The sequence below is a fragment of the Amycolatopsis sp. GA6-003 genome (genome assembly GCF_046267895.1).
Classification (GTDB): domain Bacteria; phylum Actinomycetota; class Actinomycetes; order Mycobacteriales; family Pseudonocardiaceae; genus Amycolatopsis.
The window spans coordinates 3,813,767-3,830,689 of sequence record NZ_CP176499.1 but is presented as its reverse complement, the minus strand read 5'-3'; the positions used below and the strand labels follow the sequence as shown (position 1 = coordinate 3,830,689).

At 69.4% G+C, this 16,923-nt stretch carries 20 protein-coding genes; 12 read left to right on the top strand and 8 right to left on the bottom strand.

Annotation, left to right across the window (positions count from 1 at the left end; translation table 11 throughout):
* Positions 1-78: 78 nt before the first annotated feature.
* From F9C12_RS16730 to F9C12_RS16710, 5 genes are all read left to right on the top strand, one after another.
* A complete protein-coding gene (locus F9C12_RS16730) occupies positions 79-768 on the top strand; it encodes an alpha/beta fold hydrolase (RefSeq protein ID WP_409466505.1) in 690 nt (229 codons plus the stop codon).
* A 187-nt stretch (positions 769-955) separates the two neighbouring features.
* Positions 956-1,912: a hypothetical protein gene (locus F9C12_RS16725; RefSeq protein WP_409466504.1), complete on the top strand. Its 957-nt coding sequence runs from the start codon at positions 956-958 to the stop codon at positions 1,910-1,912.
* A gap of 143 nt (positions 1,913-2,055) precedes the next feature.
* The gene (locus tag F9C12_RS16720; RefSeq protein WP_409466503.1) at positions 2,056-2,463 is read left to right on the top strand and encodes a hypothetical protein; all 408 of its coding nucleotides are present in this window, start codon (positions 2,056-2,058) and stop codon (positions 2,461-2,463) included.
* A 10-nt stretch (positions 2,464-2,473) separates the two neighbouring features.
* A complete protein-coding gene (locus F9C12_RS16715; RefSeq protein ID WP_409466502.1) occupies positions 2,474-3,529 on the top strand; it encodes a sensor histidine kinase in 1,056 nt (351 codons plus the stop codon).
* Positions 3,526-4,134, top strand: coding sequence for a response regulator (locus tag F9C12_RS16710; RefSeq protein WP_409182892.1), 609 nt, complete (start codon positions 3,526-3,528; stop codon positions 4,132-4,134). Before F9C12_RS16715 ends, F9C12_RS16710 begins: the two co-directional genes overlap by 4 nt.
* Positions 4,135-4,688: 554 nt before the next feature.
* Here F9C12_RS16710 and F9C12_RS16705 read toward each other — a convergent pair.
* On the bottom strand, positions 4,689-5,063 hold the full coding sequence (locus tag F9C12_RS16705) for a DUF5997 family protein (protein WP_409182891.1): 375 nt from the start codon (positions 5,061-5,063) through the stop codon (positions 4,689-4,691).
* Between the two features lie 43 nt (positions 5,064-5,106).
* On the opposite strand from F9C12_RS16705, the gene F9C12_RS16700 reads away from it, so the two are divergent.
* Together F9C12_RS16700 and F9C12_RS16695 are read left to right on the top strand one after the other, a co-directional pair.
* A complete protein-coding gene (locus F9C12_RS16700; RefSeq protein ID WP_409466501.1) occupies positions 5,107-5,835 on the top strand; it encodes a LysR family substrate-binding domain-containing protein in 729 nt (242 codons plus the stop codon).
* A gap of 10 nt (positions 5,836-5,845) precedes the next feature.
* Complete coding sequence (locus F9C12_RS16695; RefSeq protein ID WP_409466500.1) at positions 5,846-6,640, top strand: SDR family NAD(P)-dependent oxidoreductase; 795 nt, start codon at positions 5,846-5,848, stop codon at positions 6,638-6,640.
* On the opposite strand, the gene F9C12_RS16690 is transcribed toward F9C12_RS16695, so the two are convergent.
* Both F9C12_RS16690 and F9C12_RS16685 read right to left on the bottom strand, forming a co-directional pair.
* A complete protein-coding gene (locus F9C12_RS16690; protein WP_409466499.1) occupies positions 6,634-7,506 on the bottom strand; it encodes a CPBP family intramembrane glutamic endopeptidase in 873 nt (290 codons plus the stop codon). The two genes, F9C12_RS16695 and F9C12_RS16690, sit on opposite strands and share 7 nt — an antisense overlap.
* Before the next feature lie 20 nt (positions 7,507-7,526).
* A complete protein-coding gene (locus F9C12_RS16685; protein WP_409466498.1) occupies positions 7,527-7,697 on the bottom strand; it encodes a hypothetical protein in 171 nt (56 codons plus the stop codon).
* 139 nt (positions 7,698-7,836) lie between these two features.
* On the opposite strand from F9C12_RS16685, the gene F9C12_RS16680 reads away from it, so the two are divergent.
* Both F9C12_RS16680 and F9C12_RS16675 read left to right on the top strand, forming a co-directional pair.
* Positions 7,837-9,084 (top strand): sensor histidine kinase, encoded by a 1,248-nt coding sequence (locus tag F9C12_RS16680; RefSeq protein ID WP_409466497.1) that lies wholly within the window; start codon positions 7,837-7,839, stop codon positions 9,082-9,084.
* Positions 9,072-9,725: a response regulator gene (locus F9C12_RS16675; protein ID WP_409466496.1), complete on the top strand. Its 654-nt coding sequence runs from the start codon at positions 9,072-9,074 to the stop codon at positions 9,723-9,725. Before F9C12_RS16680 ends, F9C12_RS16675 begins: the two co-directional genes overlap by 13 nt.
* Before the next feature lie 252 nt (positions 9,726-9,977).
* Here the strand turns inward: F9C12_RS16675 and F9C12_RS16670 are convergent, their stop codons facing one another.
* Entirely contained in the window at positions 9,978-10,106 is a 129-nt protein-coding gene (locus tag F9C12_RS16670) for a hypothetical protein (RefSeq protein ID WP_409466495.1), read from the bottom strand.
* Positions 10,103-10,339, bottom strand: coding sequence for a hypothetical protein (locus F9C12_RS16665; protein WP_409182883.1), 237 nt, complete (start codon positions 10,337-10,339; stop codon positions 10,103-10,105). Before F9C12_RS16665 ends, F9C12_RS16670 begins: the two co-directional genes overlap by 4 nt.
* A 236-nt stretch (positions 10,340-10,575) precedes the next feature.
* Here F9C12_RS16665 and F9C12_RS16660 point away from each other — a divergent pair, with 236 nt between their 5' ends.
* Entirely contained in the window at positions 10,576-11,259 is a 684-nt protein-coding gene (locus F9C12_RS16660; protein ID WP_409182882.1) for a TetR/AcrR family transcriptional regulator, read from the top strand.
* 54 nt (positions 11,260-11,313) lie between these two features.
* Here F9C12_RS16660 and F9C12_RS16655 read toward each other — a convergent pair whose 3' ends face one another.
* A complete protein-coding gene (locus F9C12_RS16655) occupies positions 11,314-12,144 on the bottom strand; it encodes an SAM-dependent methyltransferase (protein WP_409466494.1) in 831 nt (276 codons plus the stop codon).
* A gap of 147 nt (positions 12,145-12,291) precedes the next feature.
* Between F9C12_RS16655 and F9C12_RS16650 the strand changes: the two genes are divergently transcribed.
* Together F9C12_RS16650 and katG are read left to right on the top strand one after the other, a co-directional pair.
* A complete protein-coding gene (locus F9C12_RS16650) occupies positions 12,292-12,720 on the top strand; it encodes a Fur family transcriptional regulator (protein WP_409182880.1) in 429 nt (142 codons plus the stop codon).
* A gap of 23 nt (positions 12,721-12,743) precedes the next feature.
* The gene (katG, locus tag F9C12_RS16645) at positions 12,744-14,987 is read left to right on the top strand and encodes a catalase/peroxidase HPI (RefSeq protein ID WP_409466493.1); all 2,244 of its coding nucleotides are present in this window, start codon (positions 12,744-12,746) and stop codon (positions 14,985-14,987) included.
* A gap of 81 nt (positions 14,988-15,068) precedes the next feature.
* Here katG and F9C12_RS16640 read toward each other — a convergent pair whose 3' ends face one another.
* Entirely contained in the window at positions 15,069-15,965 is an 897-nt protein-coding gene (locus F9C12_RS16640) for a C1 family peptidase (RefSeq protein ID WP_409182878.1), read from the bottom strand.
* A gap of 241 nt (positions 15,966-16,206) precedes the next feature.
* Positions 16,207-16,884: a TetR/AcrR family transcriptional regulator gene (locus F9C12_RS16635; protein ID WP_409466492.1), complete on the bottom strand. Its 678-nt coding sequence runs from the start codon at positions 16,882-16,884 to the stop codon at positions 16,207-16,209.
* Positions 16,885-16,923: the final 39 nt, after the last annotated feature.

Here is a 16,923-nt window from a genome sequence, read left to right as displayed (position 1 = left end):
CTCATTGAGTACAACTTGATTGTGCACAACTTAGTTGTACTGTGGGTCCTGTTCGGAACTTTCCCTGAGGAGGACCACATGACTGCCACTGTCGTTCTGGTGCACGGCGCGTTCGCGGATTCGTCCAGCTGGAACGGGACGATCGAGCGGCTGCGAGCGGAGGGGCACCGGGTGCTCGCCGCGGCGAACCCGCTGCGCGGAGTCGCCGAGGACGCCGCGTACGTGCGGTCTTTGCTGGACAGCGTCGAGGGCCCGATCGTCCTGGTCGGCCACTCCTACGGCGGCTCGGTGATCTCCGCCGCGGCGGCGGGGCACCCCGGGGTGCGGGCGCTGGTCTATATCGCCGGTTTCCTCCCGGACGAGGGCGAGAGCGCCGGTGAGCTGGCTGGGAAGTTCCCCGGCGGGACTCTGGGGGAGACGCTGGAGCAGGTCGCTTTGGCGAACGGCGTCGACCTCTACGTCCGGCAGGACCTGTTCCACCAGCAGTTCGCGGCGGACGTCCCGGCCGAGCAGGCCAGTCTGATGGCGGCGGGCCAGCGTCCGATCGCCGCCGCGGCCTTGGACGAGGCCTCGCCCGCGCCGGCGTGGAAGGACCTGCCGGTGTACAGCCTGATCCCGACCGCGGACAAGAACATCCCGCCCGCGGCGCAGCGGTTCATGGCGGAACGCGCGGACGCGGAGGTCGTCGAGGTGCCGGACGCTTCGCACGCGGTGCTGGTTTCGCAGCCGGACGCGGTCGCGGAGCTGATCCTGCGCGCTGCCCGGTGACCTCGGCGGAGTGAGACCGGTCTGCGCTGCGCGGCTGGACGCGCAGCGCAGGCCCTGCTTGGCGGTCTCCGCGCTGGTCAGCGGCTTCGTTGTGGCGGGATCTATCGGTCCCCAGGTGCGGACTCGTCATGGCCGAGCCGGGCTTTCCCCGTTCGCCGCGCCGGTGCGGCCGTTACCATCGGCGGCCATGAGTACCTCAGGGGGTCCACAGGAACAGCCGGGCACGCCGCAGGAGCCGGGTGCGGTCCCGCCGGGATGGCAGGCGCCTCCTCCGGGAGCCGGTCACCAGCAGCCGGGCTATCCGCAGCAGCCTGGGCAGTCTCCGCAGTACGGCCAGCCCGCGCCGGGTGCGTACCCGGGCCAGGCCGGGCAGTACCCGGGGCAACCGGGACCGGCTCAACCGGGCCAGCCCCAGCCGGGCTCGTACCCGGGCCAACCCCAGCCGGGCCAGCCCGCGCCGGGCTCGTACCCGGGCCAGGCCGCGCAGCCGGGGCAGTACCCGGGGCAACCGGGTCAGCCGTACCCGGGCCAAGCGGCCTACCCCGGCCAGCAGGGTTATCCAGCACAACAGCCGGGCTATCCCGCCCAGCCGCAGCCGCCGGGCGCCGGTTACGCCGCACAGGGCTATCCGGCCCCGAATCAGCCGCTCACCAAACCCGGTCTCGGCGCCATCCCGGTGGTCCTCGGCTGCATCCTCGAGATCGTCGCCCTCTTCATCCCCTGGGTCACGTTCACCCTGGGCTCCCAAAGCGCCTCGGTCACCTTCATCGACGCCTTCGGCAAGATGACGTCCGGCATGGACAGCTTCGCCGCGATGTACGTGCGGTTCCTCGCCTTCATCGTGATCGCCGCGACGCTGGGCTCCAGCCTCCCGTGGGTACTCGGCGCGCTCCGCACGAAGAAGTCGGCGTTCTGGCTGAGCGGGATCCGCACCCGCGAGCTGACTCCGCCGAACTTCTGGTGGTACCGCACCGTCTTCGCGGGCCGGGCCACCGTGATGCTGATTCTCCACGCCTCGGGCATCGTCGCGATGTTCTCCGAGGACCTGTCGAAGATCGGCCTCGGCGCGTATCTGCTCCTCCTCGGCGGGGTGCTCGTGATCGTCGGCGCGGCGATCGGGCCGAAGCTCACGGCTGCCCGCTGACGGCGCGGATGACCGGGTTCTGACAAATGTCATCGCGCACCGATGCGCGGTGACACTACGGCCCGCTTGCCCGTCCGCGCACCATGGGACGGGCAAGCGGCTCCGGATCCTCCGGGCCGATCCGCGGTCCGGAAAGGACAGTCATGAACTCCCGCTCCGCAACGGTTTCCGACCAACCCCGGATACGGACGGTCCTCGTCCTCACCGGGGCTTACCTGGCGCTGAGCGTGCTCACCCTCGGCGCGATCTTCCTCTTCCGCGACAACCCGTCGATGGTTACCGACGTCGTCTGGGTCCGCGCCACGATCGTGGCGGCCAGCGCGTTGCTCACCTTCCTGTTCGCGCGAAGCGCGGCTCGCGGGTCCAAACGAGGGCTGCTGCGGCTGCGGATCGTCTCGGCGGTGATGACGGTCGCGATCGTCGTCATCGTGTCCATTCCGGGGTTCCTGCCGCTGTGGGTTCGGCTTGAGCAGGGCGTCTGCGGGGTGCTGCTGCTGGCGGTGGTCGTACTGGTCAACGGACGGCGCGTGCGTTCGCTGTTCTCCGAGTAGCGTGCCGGACGTGGACCGCGGCCCCGATTCCGACGCGCAACGCTGGGTACTGGGCTGGCGCCGGCTCGTGCTGGACGCCGGCCTCCTGGTGTATCCGCTGATCGTCCTCGCCCAGACGGCGGACCGACCGCTGGCGGTGGTGGCGCTGCTGGCGTTCTGCGCGTGCTACATCGGGGCGGCCGTCGCTGCTTACTCGTTTCGGAGCCGCCTTTTCTGGATCCTGACCGGGGTGTTGCCGGTGCTGTTCGCCGTCGTGCTGCCGATCGCCCGCGCGAACGCGTTTTACCTGCTGGCCGTGGTGGTTTCGCTCGCGGTGCCGCGGCTGCCGCGCTGGGGTGCGGGCCTGGTTCCAGTCGCCGCGGTGGCGACCGTGGTGGTGCCGTGGGCGGTCTGGCATACGGACCCGGGCTGGGCGCAGGCGGCGGCATTGGTGTTCACCGTGCTGGTGGTCGTCGCGTTCGCGGAGGCGTTGCGGGCGAACCGGGCGCTGGTGCAGGCGCGGGCGGAGGTGCAGCGATTGGCCGCGGACGCGGAACGGTCGCGGATTTCGCGGGATTTGCACGATCTTCTGGGGCATTCGCTTACCGCGATCACGGTGAAGAGCAATCTCGCTCGCCGGCTCGCGGACAAGGGGGATGAGCGGGTGGCCGAGGAGATCGGCGAGGTCGAGCAGTTGTCGCGGCAGGCGCTGGCGGATGTCCGGGCGGCGGTTTCCGGATATCGGGAGGTGACGCTGGCCGGGGAACTCGCGCGGGGACGGGAATTGCTGCGGGCGGCGGGGATCCGGGCGGACTTTCCTCTTTCGGTCGATGGTCCGCATCAGGAGTTGTTCGGGTGGGTCGTTCGGGAGGGGTTGACCAACGTGGTCCGGCATTCCCGGGCGAGCGCTTGTGCGGTGATTGTTTCCGGTTCTTCCGTGGAAATCCGGGACGACGGGATCGGTTCTGCCGCGGATCCCGGGAATGGATTGTCGGGATTGCGGGATCGGGTTTCCGCGGCTGGCGGTCGGATGGAGGCGGGGCCGGTCCGGCCTCGCGGGTGGCGGTTGCGGGTGACGATGGAATGACTGTGCGGTTGCTGCTCGCGGACGATCAGGCGCTGGTGCGGCAGGCGCTGGCGACCTTGCTGGGTCTCGAGGACGATTTCGAGGTGGTCGCGCAGGTGGGGCGGGGGGATGAGGTGGTGGGGGCCGCGCTCGCGCATCGGCCGGATGTCGCGTTGCTGGACATCGAGATGCCGGGGTTGGACGGGTTGACCGCGGCGGCGGTATTGGCTGAGCAGGTGCCTGAGTGCCGGGTGGTGGTTTTGACGACGTTCGGGCGGGCTGGGTATTTGCGGCGGGCGATGGAGGCTGGGGCTGTGGGGTTTGTGGTCAAGGATGCGCCGGCGGAGGCGTTGGGGGACGCTATTCGGCGGGTGATGGCGGGGGAGCGGGTGGTGGATCCGGCATTGGCGGTGGCGACGTTGGCCGCGGGGGAATCGCCGTTGACTGCTCGGGAGAGGGATGTGTTGATCGCTGCTCGGGGTGGGGGGTCGGTGGCGGAGATCGCGGGGAGTTTGTATTTGTCGGAGGGGACGGTTCGGAATTATTTGTCCGGGGCTATTGCGAAGACCGGAGCGAGGAATCGGATGGGGGCGGTTCGGGTTGCTGAGGAGCGGGGGTGGTTGTGAGGGTTCGGCTCGTCGCCCTGGCGGGCGACATTGCTTTTTGATGGGTTGCGTGGGGCACCCCGAATTTTCATTGTGCTGACGGGCGGTGGGTGCTTGTCAAGGCGGGAAAGATGCCTTGACAAGCACCCACCGCCCGCAGGGAGGCTTCGTATCGGGGTTGGGGGAGGGGCTGGGTGCCTCGATGTTTGGGTGCAGCGGCTGCGGTTGGGGGCGCGGCTTGGGTGGGTTGGTGCGTTGGGGAGAGCGGGCCAGTGTGCGCTGAGGTGCGTGGGACGTACCTCAGCGGCGTTGGGGCGTATTCCCGGCGGAGGGAGGTTGTGAAGGTTCCCGTGAGGGAATCCAAGCCCGTCAAGGGGTTCCTCACGGTCTGCGGCTGGGCCGTGAGGGGAATCCTGGGGGGATCAAGGTCTGTGGAGGTGGCTCTCACGGGGACGTGGGTCGCGTGCCGAATGTGGTGAAGGGTCCCCTCGCAGCTTGCGGCGGGAACCCTGGGGGAATCAGAGTCCGTGAAGGCTCCCCCGACGGACCACAAACCAGATCCGAAGTGGACGGACCTACTCGTCCTTCTCCGCGTTCAGCCTCGCGGCTTCGCGGCGTACCTCGGCCTGGGTTTCGCGTTCGCGTTGCAGCCAGGTCGGGTTTTCGGTCTTGAGGGCCTCGATCTGTTCCGTCGTCAGGGCTTCGGTGATGCCGCCTCGGGCCAGGCCGCCGATGGAGACTCCCAGTTTCGCTGCTACCACCGGGCGCGGGTGCGGGCCGTTGCGGCGGAGGTCGCGCAGCCATTCCGGGGGGTCGTTCTGCAGGGCGTTCAGCTCGTCGCGCGAGACGGCGCCCGCGCGGAATTCTGCGGGGGTCGCTTCGAGGTAGACGCCCAGCTTCTTCGCTGCCGTCGCCGGCTTCATGGTCTGGGGGGTCTTCTGCGCCGTCATGCCCACCAGCCTAACCGGCCATCCTCGCCGGTAGCCTTGCCACGTGACAGGAGCCGACCAGGCCTCGGCGTTCCGGCTCGCCTACGTTCCGGGTGCGACCCCCGCGAAGTGGGTCCGGATCTGGGGCGAACGCAATCCCGAAGTGCCGCTTGAGCTGGTCGCGGTCACTGCCGCCGAGGCCGCCGGCGTCGTGCGCGAGGGTGGGGTGGACGCGGCGTTGCTGCGGCTGTCCGACGACCGCGAAGGGCTGCACGCGATCCCCCTCTACACCGAGGCCACGGTGGTCGTCGTGCCCAAGGAGCACCTGGTCTCGGCGGCCGACGAGGTGTCCATTGCGGACCTCGCGGACGAGCTTGTGCTGCATCCGCTCGACGATTCGCTCGGCTGGGAGCAGCTGCCCGGCAAGCCCGCGCTGGAGCGGCCGGAGACGACCGGCGACGCGATTGAGCTGGTGGCGGCGGGCGTCGGCGTGCTGATGGTGCCGCAGTCGCTCGCGCGGTTGCATCATCGGCGGGACCTCACGTATCGGCCGGTGGTCGACGCGCCGCAGTCGCGGGTCGCGTTGTCGTGGCCGGAGGGGGAGACCAGCGATCTCGTGGAGCAGTTCATCGGGATCGTCCGCGGGCGCACGGTGAACAGCACTCGCGGGCAGCAGGAAACGCAGGCGAAGACCGGCAAGGCGGCGCCGGCCAAGAAGAAGCAGCGCGAACCGGACCGGCGCCGGAACGTGCCCAAGTCTGGCGGGCGGGGGAAGCCTCGCCGTCGTCGTTGAGGGAGAAGTCGTGGATCTCGGGTTGAAGGGCAAGTGCGCGGTCGTCACGGGGGCCAACCGCGGGATCGGGCTGGCGGTCGCCGAGGTGCTCGCGGCGGAGGGGGCGGACCTCGCGCTCGTCGCCCGGGACGGCCAGGCGCTCGCCGCTGCGGTGGAGAGCGTCGGCAGGCACGGCACGAAGGTCGTCGCGGTGCCGGCGGACACCACCGACGACGCTGCGGTCGCGGCGATGGCGGAGCGGGTCAAGGCGGAGTTCGGGGCGGCGGACGTCCTGGTCAACTGCGCGGCACCGGCGTCGAGCGGGGTCCGGACGCCGCTGCACGATCTGCGCGACGACGACCTGCGCCTCGAGATCGAGACCAAGGTGCTCGGCTACCTGCGGTGCGCCCGCGCGCTCGCGCCGGGGATGCGCGAGCGCGGCTGGGGCCGGATCGTGAACGTCAGCGGGCTCAACGCGCGGCTGGCCGGTTCGACATTCGGCTCGATCCGCAACGTCGCGGTCGCGGCGATGACCAAGAATCTCGCCGACGAACTCGGGCCGCAGGGCATCACCGTGACGGTCGTGCATCCGGGCTACACCGTCACCGAGCGGACGCCGGAGAAGTTCGCCGACATCGCCGCGGCGCGGGGGATTTCCGTGGCGGAGCTGGAAAAAGGCCTCACCGCCGGGGTGAGCATCGGGCGGCTGGTGACGGCGGCGGAGGTGGCGGACGTGGTGGCGTTCCTGGCGTCGCCGCGCAGCGTCGCGATCAACGGAGACGCCATCGCGGTCGGCGGCGGCGTCCCCGGCCAGATTTACTACTGAACCACCTGGAATTCGCGCGCCGGACGGGGATAGCCGAGACGGCCCTTGGTCGCGGCGAGCACGATCAGCGCGGCGGCGGCGAACGCGGCGAACAGCAGGTGCTCGGCGAGTTTCGGATCCGCGCTGGGGAAGAGTTCCGCCCACGCGACGGACAGGTAGTTGTTGATCCCGGCGTGCAGCAGCAATGCGATCGGCAGGCTCTCGCCGCTGCGGTTGAACACCCAGGTCATCACGAAGCTGATCGCGATGGCGGTCGCGACGAACTCCAGCACTGACCAGACCGGCACGTTCGGCCAGCGGCCCCATTCGGTGAAGAACAGCGGCAGATGCCAGACGCCCCACAGCGGGCCGAGGATCAGCGTGCCGCGCAACGGACCGTACTTCGGCTGCAAATGCGGCAGGGCGAAATCGCGCCAGCCGGGTTCTTCGGCGAGGCCGGTGGTGAGCACCTGCAGCACGAAACCCAAGGCCCACACCAGGATCAGCGACGCGGCGGGGATCCGGAACGATCCCGCGAACGGCAGGCTGGCGAGCGTTAGCACGACGGGTACGGCGAAGACGGCGAGTGCGTACCACCGCCAGTTCACTCGCCACCGCAGTAACCGGCCGACCCATGCGCGCAGTCCGGGACGGCCTTCGGCGAGTGCGGTGACGAGGAACGCGGAGAAGATCGGGCCGAGGTAAGCACCGGGGAGCATGCCCAGGATCTGCGTCGTGCCGAGGACCGGCGGGAATCCGAAGTGGACGATGCCGAGGCCGTTGTCCGAGAGTACGTATGGGAGCCAGGCGAGCCAGCTCAGTGTGATGGCGAGGGCGAAGAAGGTCGCGATCGGACGGCGTGCGACGAAAGCGCGTAGTGCGGTCATGGCGGTCCTTTGTGGACGTTCTAGCGGTGGGTGCGGTAGTTCGCGACGAGCGCGATTCCCGCGGCGAGGGTGACGACGCCGAAAACGGTGCTCAGCAGGAAGTTGACGCCGAGGGCCGAGGTGACGGCGTTGGCCGCGGCGCTGAGCACCAGCACGCCCCAGAGCAGTGGCCGAGGAGGTGATTTCGTCATGCCGGGAACGCTACGAATCGGGGCTCGCCAGAACGATCCCGTGCGCGGGAGGATCGAGGTACAGCAGGCTGTACTCCTTTGCTCCGCAGCGCCGGCGGGGTGCATTTCTGGGCTAGGGTTCGGCGGCGTAGGAGGTGCGATGGCAACCGCAGGCGAACCCCGGCCGCGTCCGTGGACCGTGCGCGTCCGGGCTGCCCTCGACGCGCTGGAACACCTCGTCGGCGGGATCGGCACTTCCGTGCTGGCGCTTCTGGTGCTGCTGGGGGTGGCCGCGGTCGCGGTGCTGAGCCTCGTGGGCGTCGGACTGGTGCTGGCGCGGCCGATGCTGCGGGTCGTGCACGCGGTCGCCGACCGGGAGCGCATCCGGCTTACCGCGATGAAGCCGGACGTGATCAGTCCCGGTCCGGGTCCCGAACGGCTCGGCGCGGCCTTGCGCGACCGCACGGTGCAACGCGAACTGCTGTGGGTCGCGGTGCACTCAGTGGCGGGTTTCCTGCTCGGCTTCCTCGCACTGACGATCGTGCTCAACACCGCGCGCGACGGGCTTTTCCCGCTCTACTGGTACTTGCTCCCGCCGGACGACGCGACGGCGTCGCTCGGCTGGCCAGTGCACAGCCTGGCGGAATCCCTTCCGGTGTCGTTGCTCGGCGTCGCGTGGGCGTTCGTCTCGGTCGCGCTGCTGCCCGCGATGGCGCGGCTGCAAGCGTTGCCCGGCCGACGGCTGCTGCCCGCGGGCTCGGACGCCGACGTCACCCTCCGGATCGCTCACCTCGCCGCCACCCGGGCCGCCGCGCTCGACGCGCATTCCGCCGAACTGCGCCGCATCGAGCGCGCGCTGCACGACGGCACGCAAAACCGGCTGGTCGCGGTGAACGTGCTGGTCGGCGCGGCCCGCCGGGCAGCCGGCCGAGGTTCGGCGGACGTGGACGAAATACTCGGCCGGGCGCAGGAAGCCACCGAGACCGCGCTCGCCGAATTGCGCGCGGTGGTGCGCAGCATCCTGCCGCCCGTGCTGGCCGACCGGAGCCTCGCCGACGCGTTGACCGCGCTCGCCGCGGACTGCCCGGTGCCGTGCACGGTCGACGCCGACCTGCCCGGCCGGTACGCCGTTTCGGTGGAGGCGTCGGTGTATTTCGTGGTCGCCGAGGCGCTGACGAACGTCGCCAAACACAGCGGGGCCAGCAGCGTCGAGGTGGTGTTGCGCCGGGAGAACGACGTGCTCCACCTCCGCATCACCGACAACGGCCGCGGCGGCGCGGCGGAAACCGGCGGCTCCGGACTCGGCGGAATGCGCCGCCGGGTCGAGGCGCTCGACGGAGCCTTCGCGCTGGCGAGTCCCACCGGCGGACCGACTACCTTGACTGTGAGCCTGCCATGCGGATTGTGATCGCCGAGGACGACCCGTTGCTGCGCGAGGGTCTTGCGCTGCTGCTGCGCGCGGAGGGGCTGGACGTCGTCGCGACTGCCGGCAACCCGGCCGATTTCCTTGCTGCGGTGGACGAACACGAGCCGGACACCGCGGTCGTGGACGTCCGGATGCCGCCGACGCACTCCGACGAGGGCATCGTCGCGGCGGTCGAAGCCCGTCGCCGGCGGCCGGGCCTGGCGGTGCTGGTGCTGTCGGCGTATGTCGAGCAGGCCTTCGCGACCGACCTGCTGGGCAGCGGCAGCGCGCGGCTCGGGTACCTGCTGAAGGAACGCGTCGGCCGGGTCGAGGAGTTCATGGAGGCGCTCAACCGGGTGGCCGGCGGCGGGACGGCGATCGATCCGGAAGTGGTGGCGCAGCTGCTGACCCGAACCCGCGCGGATTCCGGGCTGGAACGGCTCAGCCCGCGCGAACGGGAGGTGCTGGCGCTGATGGCCGAAGGATGGGGAAATGGCGCGATCGCCGAACGGCTCGTGGTGACCGACGGCGCGGTGCACAAACACATTCGCAGCATTTTCGCGAAACTCGATTTGGCCCCGGACGACAGCGCGGACCGGCGGGTTGCCGCGGTGCTGCGGTATTTGGAGGAAGCCCGGCGTTGATCCTTTGCCGGAATCCGGAGTATTCGGTGGAGGGCTGGCGACAAGCGGTCCGGGGCAATTTCGCGCAGGCGGAAGCGACACCGCGCGAACCAGACGCGGTGCTGCGAGCCGTCCGCACAAGGGCAGCCTTCACCGACGTCCGGCGCGATGCGATTCACTCGGACGAGTGCAGTATCGAACGCGCAAACAGGTGACCCCGATTGGGCGTACGCGCGTGCCTGAGGCCGGCGCACGGCCCGCTGAACCCGGTGGCTACTTGCCCGAGGAGCCGGGCTTCTCCTCCGCCCCGCCCTCGGGAACGTCCTCTTCGGACCAGTCCAGCCCGGCCTCGGCGACCACGCCGTCGAAAATCGGGGTGGCCACGGCCTGCTCGGCGCTCACGACGCACTCACCACGTCGATGATCGCGTCGGCCGCGATCCACTGCGGATCCGCGTCTCTCGCCTGGCCGTCGACCTGGACCGGGACCCAGGTGACCGCGGTGGCGTCGTCGGTGACCGGGGCTCCGGTGACCACTCCGCGCCGGCACAGCTGGCGCCTGCCGGTGCGCTTGCCGACCAGGTAGATGACCCGGTGGCCGGTGGACAGTTCGGGCCGGTGCTGTTCGCCGTCCATGTGTTCCTCCCTGCACGCCACCCTTGTGGGCGACGCTCGCTTCACCGACGCGACTCGCTCCCCTCGCGCCGATGACGCACTCCCGGTCCGTGTTCTGAGTCACATCGAAGCAACGGCCGCCGTGCGCGCGACTGCTATATCGAGGCAACCCCGACCACGGACAGTCATCCCTCTATACCCAAAGTAACAGGTACAGCGGCGTATCCGATAGGTGACCCGGCGATACACTCGCGCGGATGACGTCCTCAGGTACTCCGCCCGACGGGCGGGCCGCCCGGTGGGCAGGGCAGCGCGAACGCCGGCGCCGGGAGTTCGTGGAAGCCGGGATGCGGGCGATCGCCCGGTACGGGCCGGAGGTGTCCACCGAGCAGATCGCCGACGAGGCCGGGGTGGCCCGCACGCGCATTTACAAGCATTTCGCCGACACCGCCGATCTGCAGCGCGCGATCGCGTTGCGCGCGGCGGAAATGATCGGCGCGCAATTCGCTCCGCTGTGGGGAGTTTCCGGCACTCCGCGCGAAATAGTGCACGCGACGATCGGCGCGCACATCGAATGGCTTTCCGAACACCGCGCGCTTTACCAATATCTGATGCGGCAGTCGGTGACCGGGCCGCGCGACGTCGTCGCGGACGTGAAGACCGCGATCGCCCGGCAGCTGACCGTGCTGTTCGAGTACTACCTCGGCCTGTTCGGCGCGGACCAGCGGGTCGGCGAGACCATCGCGTACGGACTGGTCGGGCTGGTCGAGTCCAGCACCGCGCACTGGCTCGACACCCCGCGCGGCATCGACCGCGACGACCTGCGCCAGCTGCTCGCGCGCTGGGTCTGGTCGATCCTCGACGACACGCTGCGCACGGTCGGCGTCGAGCTCAACCCGGATTCGCCGTTGTCCGATCTGGACTACCGCGTCCTCGACTGAGCGAAAAGGCCTCCCCGCGGGAATCCCGCGAGGAGGCCTCGAAACGAAAGGGCGTCAGGGCTTCCGGGCGACCCCGCCGGCGATGCACTCCTGGACCTGGTTCAGCGGCTGGTACCGCGGGCCGTCCGGCCACCAGTCCTCGCACAGCACCAGGCCCGGCTCGACCAGTTCGGCTCCGCCGAACATCCGCTTGATCTCGTCCCACGTGCGGAACAGGCCGCTGCCCATCGGGCTGTGCGTGAACTTCTCTTCCATCCGCCGGGCGATCTCGCTGTGCTCGGGCGTCTGCGGGTCGAGGAAGTGCGCGACCACCACGAACGACCCGGACGGCAGCGCGTCGACGTAGGCCCGCATCATCTCCTCGTAGTCGTCGCCGAGGTAGTGGTGCAGGGTTCCGTTGTGCAGCAACGCGATCGGCTTGCTCCAGTCGAGGAACTCGCGCGCGGTCTCGTTCTCGAGGATCTGCGGCGGCTTGAAGATGTCCGCTTCCATGAACCGGGTGTTCTCGTTCTCCTCGAGCAGCGCGCGCCCGTGCGCGAGGACCACCGGGTCGTTGTCCACGTACAGCACGCGGGCCTCGGGGATGATCCGCTGCACGACCTGGTGCGTGTTCTCCGCGGTGGGCAGGCCGGAGCCGCAGTCGAGGTACTGGGCGACCCTGCCCTGGGTGGCGAGGAACCGGCAGGCGCGGATGAGGAAGTTGCGGTTGGCCCAGGCGAGGTCGTTGACCTCCGGGGCCACGGTGCGCACCTGGTCGAGCACCCTGCGGTCGATCTCGTAGTTGTTCGTGCCGTTCAGGGCGGCGTCGTACACCCGGGCAATGCTCGCTCGCGTGATATCGACCCCGACCGGGTGCGAACTGGGCGATTCGACGGCCTCGGTCATTTCTGGCGTCACCTCGGATGTGTCGGACGTCTCTGTGGCCTACTCACCGTAGACCTTCGAGGCTGTCAAGCGACCGCCAGGAGGAGGACACCCGGACCGGGTGACAGATTCTTGATTCATTCCAGAAAATGGGGCAGACTCCGGGGCATGCCGACGACCGCGGACTTCGAGCAGATGCTGCGCGGAGTGCAGTTGCGGATCACGCGCCCCCGGCTGGCCGTGCTCTCCGCGGTGCACGCCCATGCGCACGCGGACACCGAGTCCGTCATCGGCATGGTGCGCGCGGACCTCGGCGAGGTTTCCCACCAGGCCGTTTACGACGTGCTGCGCGCGCTCACCGAAGCGGGGCTGCTGCGGCGCATCCAGCCGCCCGGTTCGGTCGCGCGGTACGAGGCCCGGGTAGGGGACAACCACCACCACGTCGTGTGCCGCTCGTGCGGTGCCATCGAGGACGTCGACTGCGCGGTCGGGGAAGCGCCTTGCCTGACCGCTTCCGAAGCACACGGTTTCGTCATCGACGAGGCCGAGGTCGTCTACTGGGGCCGATGCCCCGCCTGTTCGACGGCAGCAAACTGATTCTGAGTTCCGGAAGGATTCCCGTGTCTGACACCCCGAACGCCGAAGTCGGCGAGATGAATGAGGAGACCGCTGGCGGGTGCCCGGTCCACACGGGCCGCTTCGCGCACCCGACCGAGGGCGGCAGCAGCCGCGACTGGTGGCCGAACCAGCTCAACCTGAAGATCCTCCGGAAGCACCCCGCCGTGGCGGACCCGATGGACGACGGCTTCGACTACGCCAAGGAATTCTTGAGCCTCGACCTCGACGCCCTCGCCCGCGACGTCGACGCGGTGCTCACCGACTCCCAGGAGTGGTGGCCCGCCGACTTCGGCAACTACGGCCCGCTGTTCATCCGGATGGCCTGGCACAGCGCGGGCACCTACCGGATCGACGACGGCCGCGGCGGGGCCGGCGCCGGGCAGCAGCGGTTCGCGCCGCTGAACAGCTGGCCGGACAACGGAAACCTGGACAAGGCTCGCCGTCTGCTGTGGCCGGTCAAGAAGAAGTACGGCAAGAAGATCTCGTGGGCCGACCTGATGATCTTCGCCGGCAACCGCGCGCTCGAGACGATGGGCTTCAAGACCTTCGGCTTCGCCGGCGGCCGCGCGGACGTGTGGGAGCCGGACGAGGACGTGTACTGGGGCCCGGAGCGCACCTGGCTCGGCGACGAGCGCTACTCCGGCGACCGCGAGCTGGAGAACCCGCTGGCCGCGGTCCAGATGGGCCTCATCTACGTGAACCCGGAAGGCCCCAACGGCAACCCGGACCCGATCGCCGCGGCGCGCGACATCCGCGAGACGTTCGGCCGGATGGCGATGAACGACGAGGAGACCGTCGCGCTGATCGCGGGCGGCCACACCTTCGGCAAGACGCACGGCGCGGCCGACGCGGACGTGCACGTGGGCGCGGAGCCGGAAGGCGCCCCGATCGAGCAGATGGGCCTCGGCTGGAAGAACAGCTTCGGCAGCGGCAAGGGCCGGGACGCGATCACGAGCGGGCTGGAGGTCACCTGGACCCCCACCCCGACCAAGTGGAGCAACTGGTTCTTCCACAACCTCTTCACCTACGAGTGGGAGCTGACGAAGAGCCCGGCGGGCGCGCACCAGTGGAAGCCGAAGAACAACGCCGCGGCGAACACCGTGCCGGACCCGGAGACCGGTGACCTCAACCGGGCGCCGAGCATGCTGACGACCGACCTGGCGCTGCGCTTCGACCCGATCTACGAGCCGATCTCGCGCCGGTTCTACGAGAACCCGGACCAGTTCGCGGACGCCTTCGCCCGCGCCTGGTTCAAGCTGACCCACCGCGACATGGGCCCGATCCAGCGCTACCTCGGCCCGCTGGTGCCGCAGGAAGAGTTGATCTGGCAGGACCCGGTCCCGGCGGTCGACCACGAGCTGGTCGACGACGCGGACGTGGCGGCGCTCAAGGCGAAGATCCTCGAGTCCGGCCTGTCGGTGTCGCAGCTGGTGTCCACCGCGTGGGCGTCGGCCTCGACCTACCGGCACAGCGACAAGCGCGGCGGCGCGAACGGCGCCCGCATCCGCCTCGAGCCGCAGCGCGGCTGGGAGGTCAACGAGCCGGACGAGCTGGCGCAGGTGCTGCGCACGCTCGAGGGCGTCCAGGAAGCGTTCAACAGCGCGCAGACCGGCGGCAAGAAGATCTCGCTCGCCGACCTGATCGTGCTGGCCGGCGCGGCGGGCGTGGAGAAGGCGGCGAAGGACGGCGGCGTCGACATCACCGTTCCGTTCACGCCGGGCCGCACCGACGCTTCGCAGGAGCAGACCGACGTCGAGTCGTTCGCGCCGCTCGAGCCGAAGGCCGACGGGTTCCGCAACTACCGCGGCAAGGCCAACCGGCTGCCGTCGGAGTACCTGCTGGTGGACAAGGCGAACCTGCTCAACCTGAGCGCGCCGGAGATGACCGTGCTGGTCGGCGGCCTGCGCGTGCTGGGCGCGAACTACCAGAACTCGTCCCTGGGCGTGTTCACCGACCGGCCGGGCACGCTGACGAACGACTTCTTCGTCAACCTGCTCGACATGGGCACCGAATGGAAGCCCGCCGACGGCGAGGGCCCGAACGCGGAGTCCTTCGAGGGCCGCGATCTCGCCACCGGCGAGGTCAAGTGGACCGGCACCCGCAACGACCTGGTGTTCGGCTCGAACTCCGAACTGCGCGCGCTCGCCGAGGTCTACGGCAGCGACGACGCCAAGGAGAAGTTCGTCCGCGACTTCGTCGCCGCGTGGCACAAGGTCATGAACAACGACCGGTACGACCTGGTCTGAGTTTCCTGATCCGCTGAGCGGACGAAGGGCTCCTCGCGGGAATTCCCGCGAGGAGCCCTTTGCCTTTTCATCGCCTAGGCGTCAGCTCTGGACGAGCTTGCCCATCGCGTTGACCTCGTCGACGTCGCCGGTGCTGAAGAACGACCACGGCACCGTCACGAAACCGCCGTCGCCCCAGCCGGATCCCCAGCTGTTCTCGATCTTCACGCCCTGCTCGTTGTAGGCCACGATGGTCACCTCGTGCCCGCCGACGACCGGGTCGCTGTTCGAATCGCCGGGCAGGTACGAGTAATCGCTCGCGGTGGACGAGTCCAGGTTCATGAAGCTCTGGTGCACGGTGAACCCGATCGCCACCGGCTCGCCCTGGGAAATGGCGTTCTCGATGTCGGAACGGGCCGCGTCGCCGCTCGTCGACAATTGCGTGTAGCCGGAAAGCTTGTAGTGCGCCGCATTCGCCCGTTCGTTCTGGTCGGGCTGGGTGGTGTAGTCGAAATCGCCCTGCCAGTAGTCGGATTTCGTGTCGATGCCCTGCTTCTGTTCCATCGGAAGCGCGACGCTCGCCCAGGTGCCCTGGTCGTTGCCCTTGGCGATCTGGGAGTAAATGAACATCGGGGCCATCGGGCCGCCGCTGATGCCCTGTTCGTTCATCAGCACGCCGTAGCCGGTGTAGCCGGTGGCCCAGGTGACGCACGAACCGACCTGGCCCTGGTCGCCGGGCGCGTTGGCGTACTGGGTGAGGTCGCCGCTGGAGGGCAGTTCGGCCGTGGCGCGCGGATGCACGGGGAGCGCGGAGTTCGCGCGGGCGTGTTTTTTGGCCTGCTCGGCCTTCAGTCCGGCGATGTTCAGTCCGAGGCCGTGCTTGAGGTGCTGCGGGTGATGCTGGGCGGCGGCCGCGGAGGCCGGGGTCGCGCCCATCGCCGCGGCGAGGCCGGCCGCGGCGAGCAGGGAAACGAGTGCGGACGTTTTTCTGATCTGCATCCTGGTGCTCCTTTGGACCTGCAGAAAAAGAAATCGGAAAGGGTGGGGGAGGCGGATCCGGCCAGAGCAAAGGTAGATCGGCGGAAATTTTCCGGGAACCTACGAAAGGAGGGAGCGCATCAACTGCCGAATTGGAGCGGATCGATCAAGCGGACATTGCGCCCGTAATCGCCGCTATTCCGGCGTACTGGTCCATGATGGACGCGCGGAAACCCTGGTGCCGCTGGTGGTCTGAACCACCTCAGCCGGGCAGCTGGGTCGTGCGCGCGCCGTTGAGAAGGGCGTCGATCGCCCACCGAGACCGCGTTTCGGCATTGCCGGAGAACAGGTTTTCGCTCGCCGCGGCGATGTGCGGATGCGTTTCGGGGGAAAGGCCGCGGACGGTTTCGGCGAGCGCGTCGTGCTTGCGTTCCGAGTCCGGGCGGTCCTTGCGGGTGCTGTGCTCGACCGCGCTGGCGGTGGCGACGAGCAGCAGCAGGTCGACCGTCCACGCGGCCGGGCCGGACGGCACGCCGGCTTCGGCGAGCAGGCCGAGCACGGTGTCGACGACGGCGAGGTAGTTCGGCCCGTGCAACGGCGTCACGAGCGCGACGCGGGCGAGCCCGGGGTGGGCGTAGAGGACGTCGCGGTAGGTGGACATGACTGTCCACAAGCGACTCCGCCAGTCGCCCTCGGCGGCGCCGGCGGCCGGGACCTCGCCGAGGAGTTCGTCAAGCACCGCGGCGTGGAGTTCGTCGGTGTCGCGGACGTAGACGTAGAGCGAGGCCGGGCCGGTGTCCAGTTCCTTCGCGAGCCGCCGCATGGTGACGCGCTCGGCTCCTTCGCGGCGCACGACGTCGAGAGCGGCCGCGATGATGCCTTCGCGGCTCAGCGCGGGCTTGGCGGGACGTTCCCGGCGGTTGTAGCCACTCGCGGTCATCCGCCCATGGTAGGCGCACGCGGCCCGAACGGTCTGGAC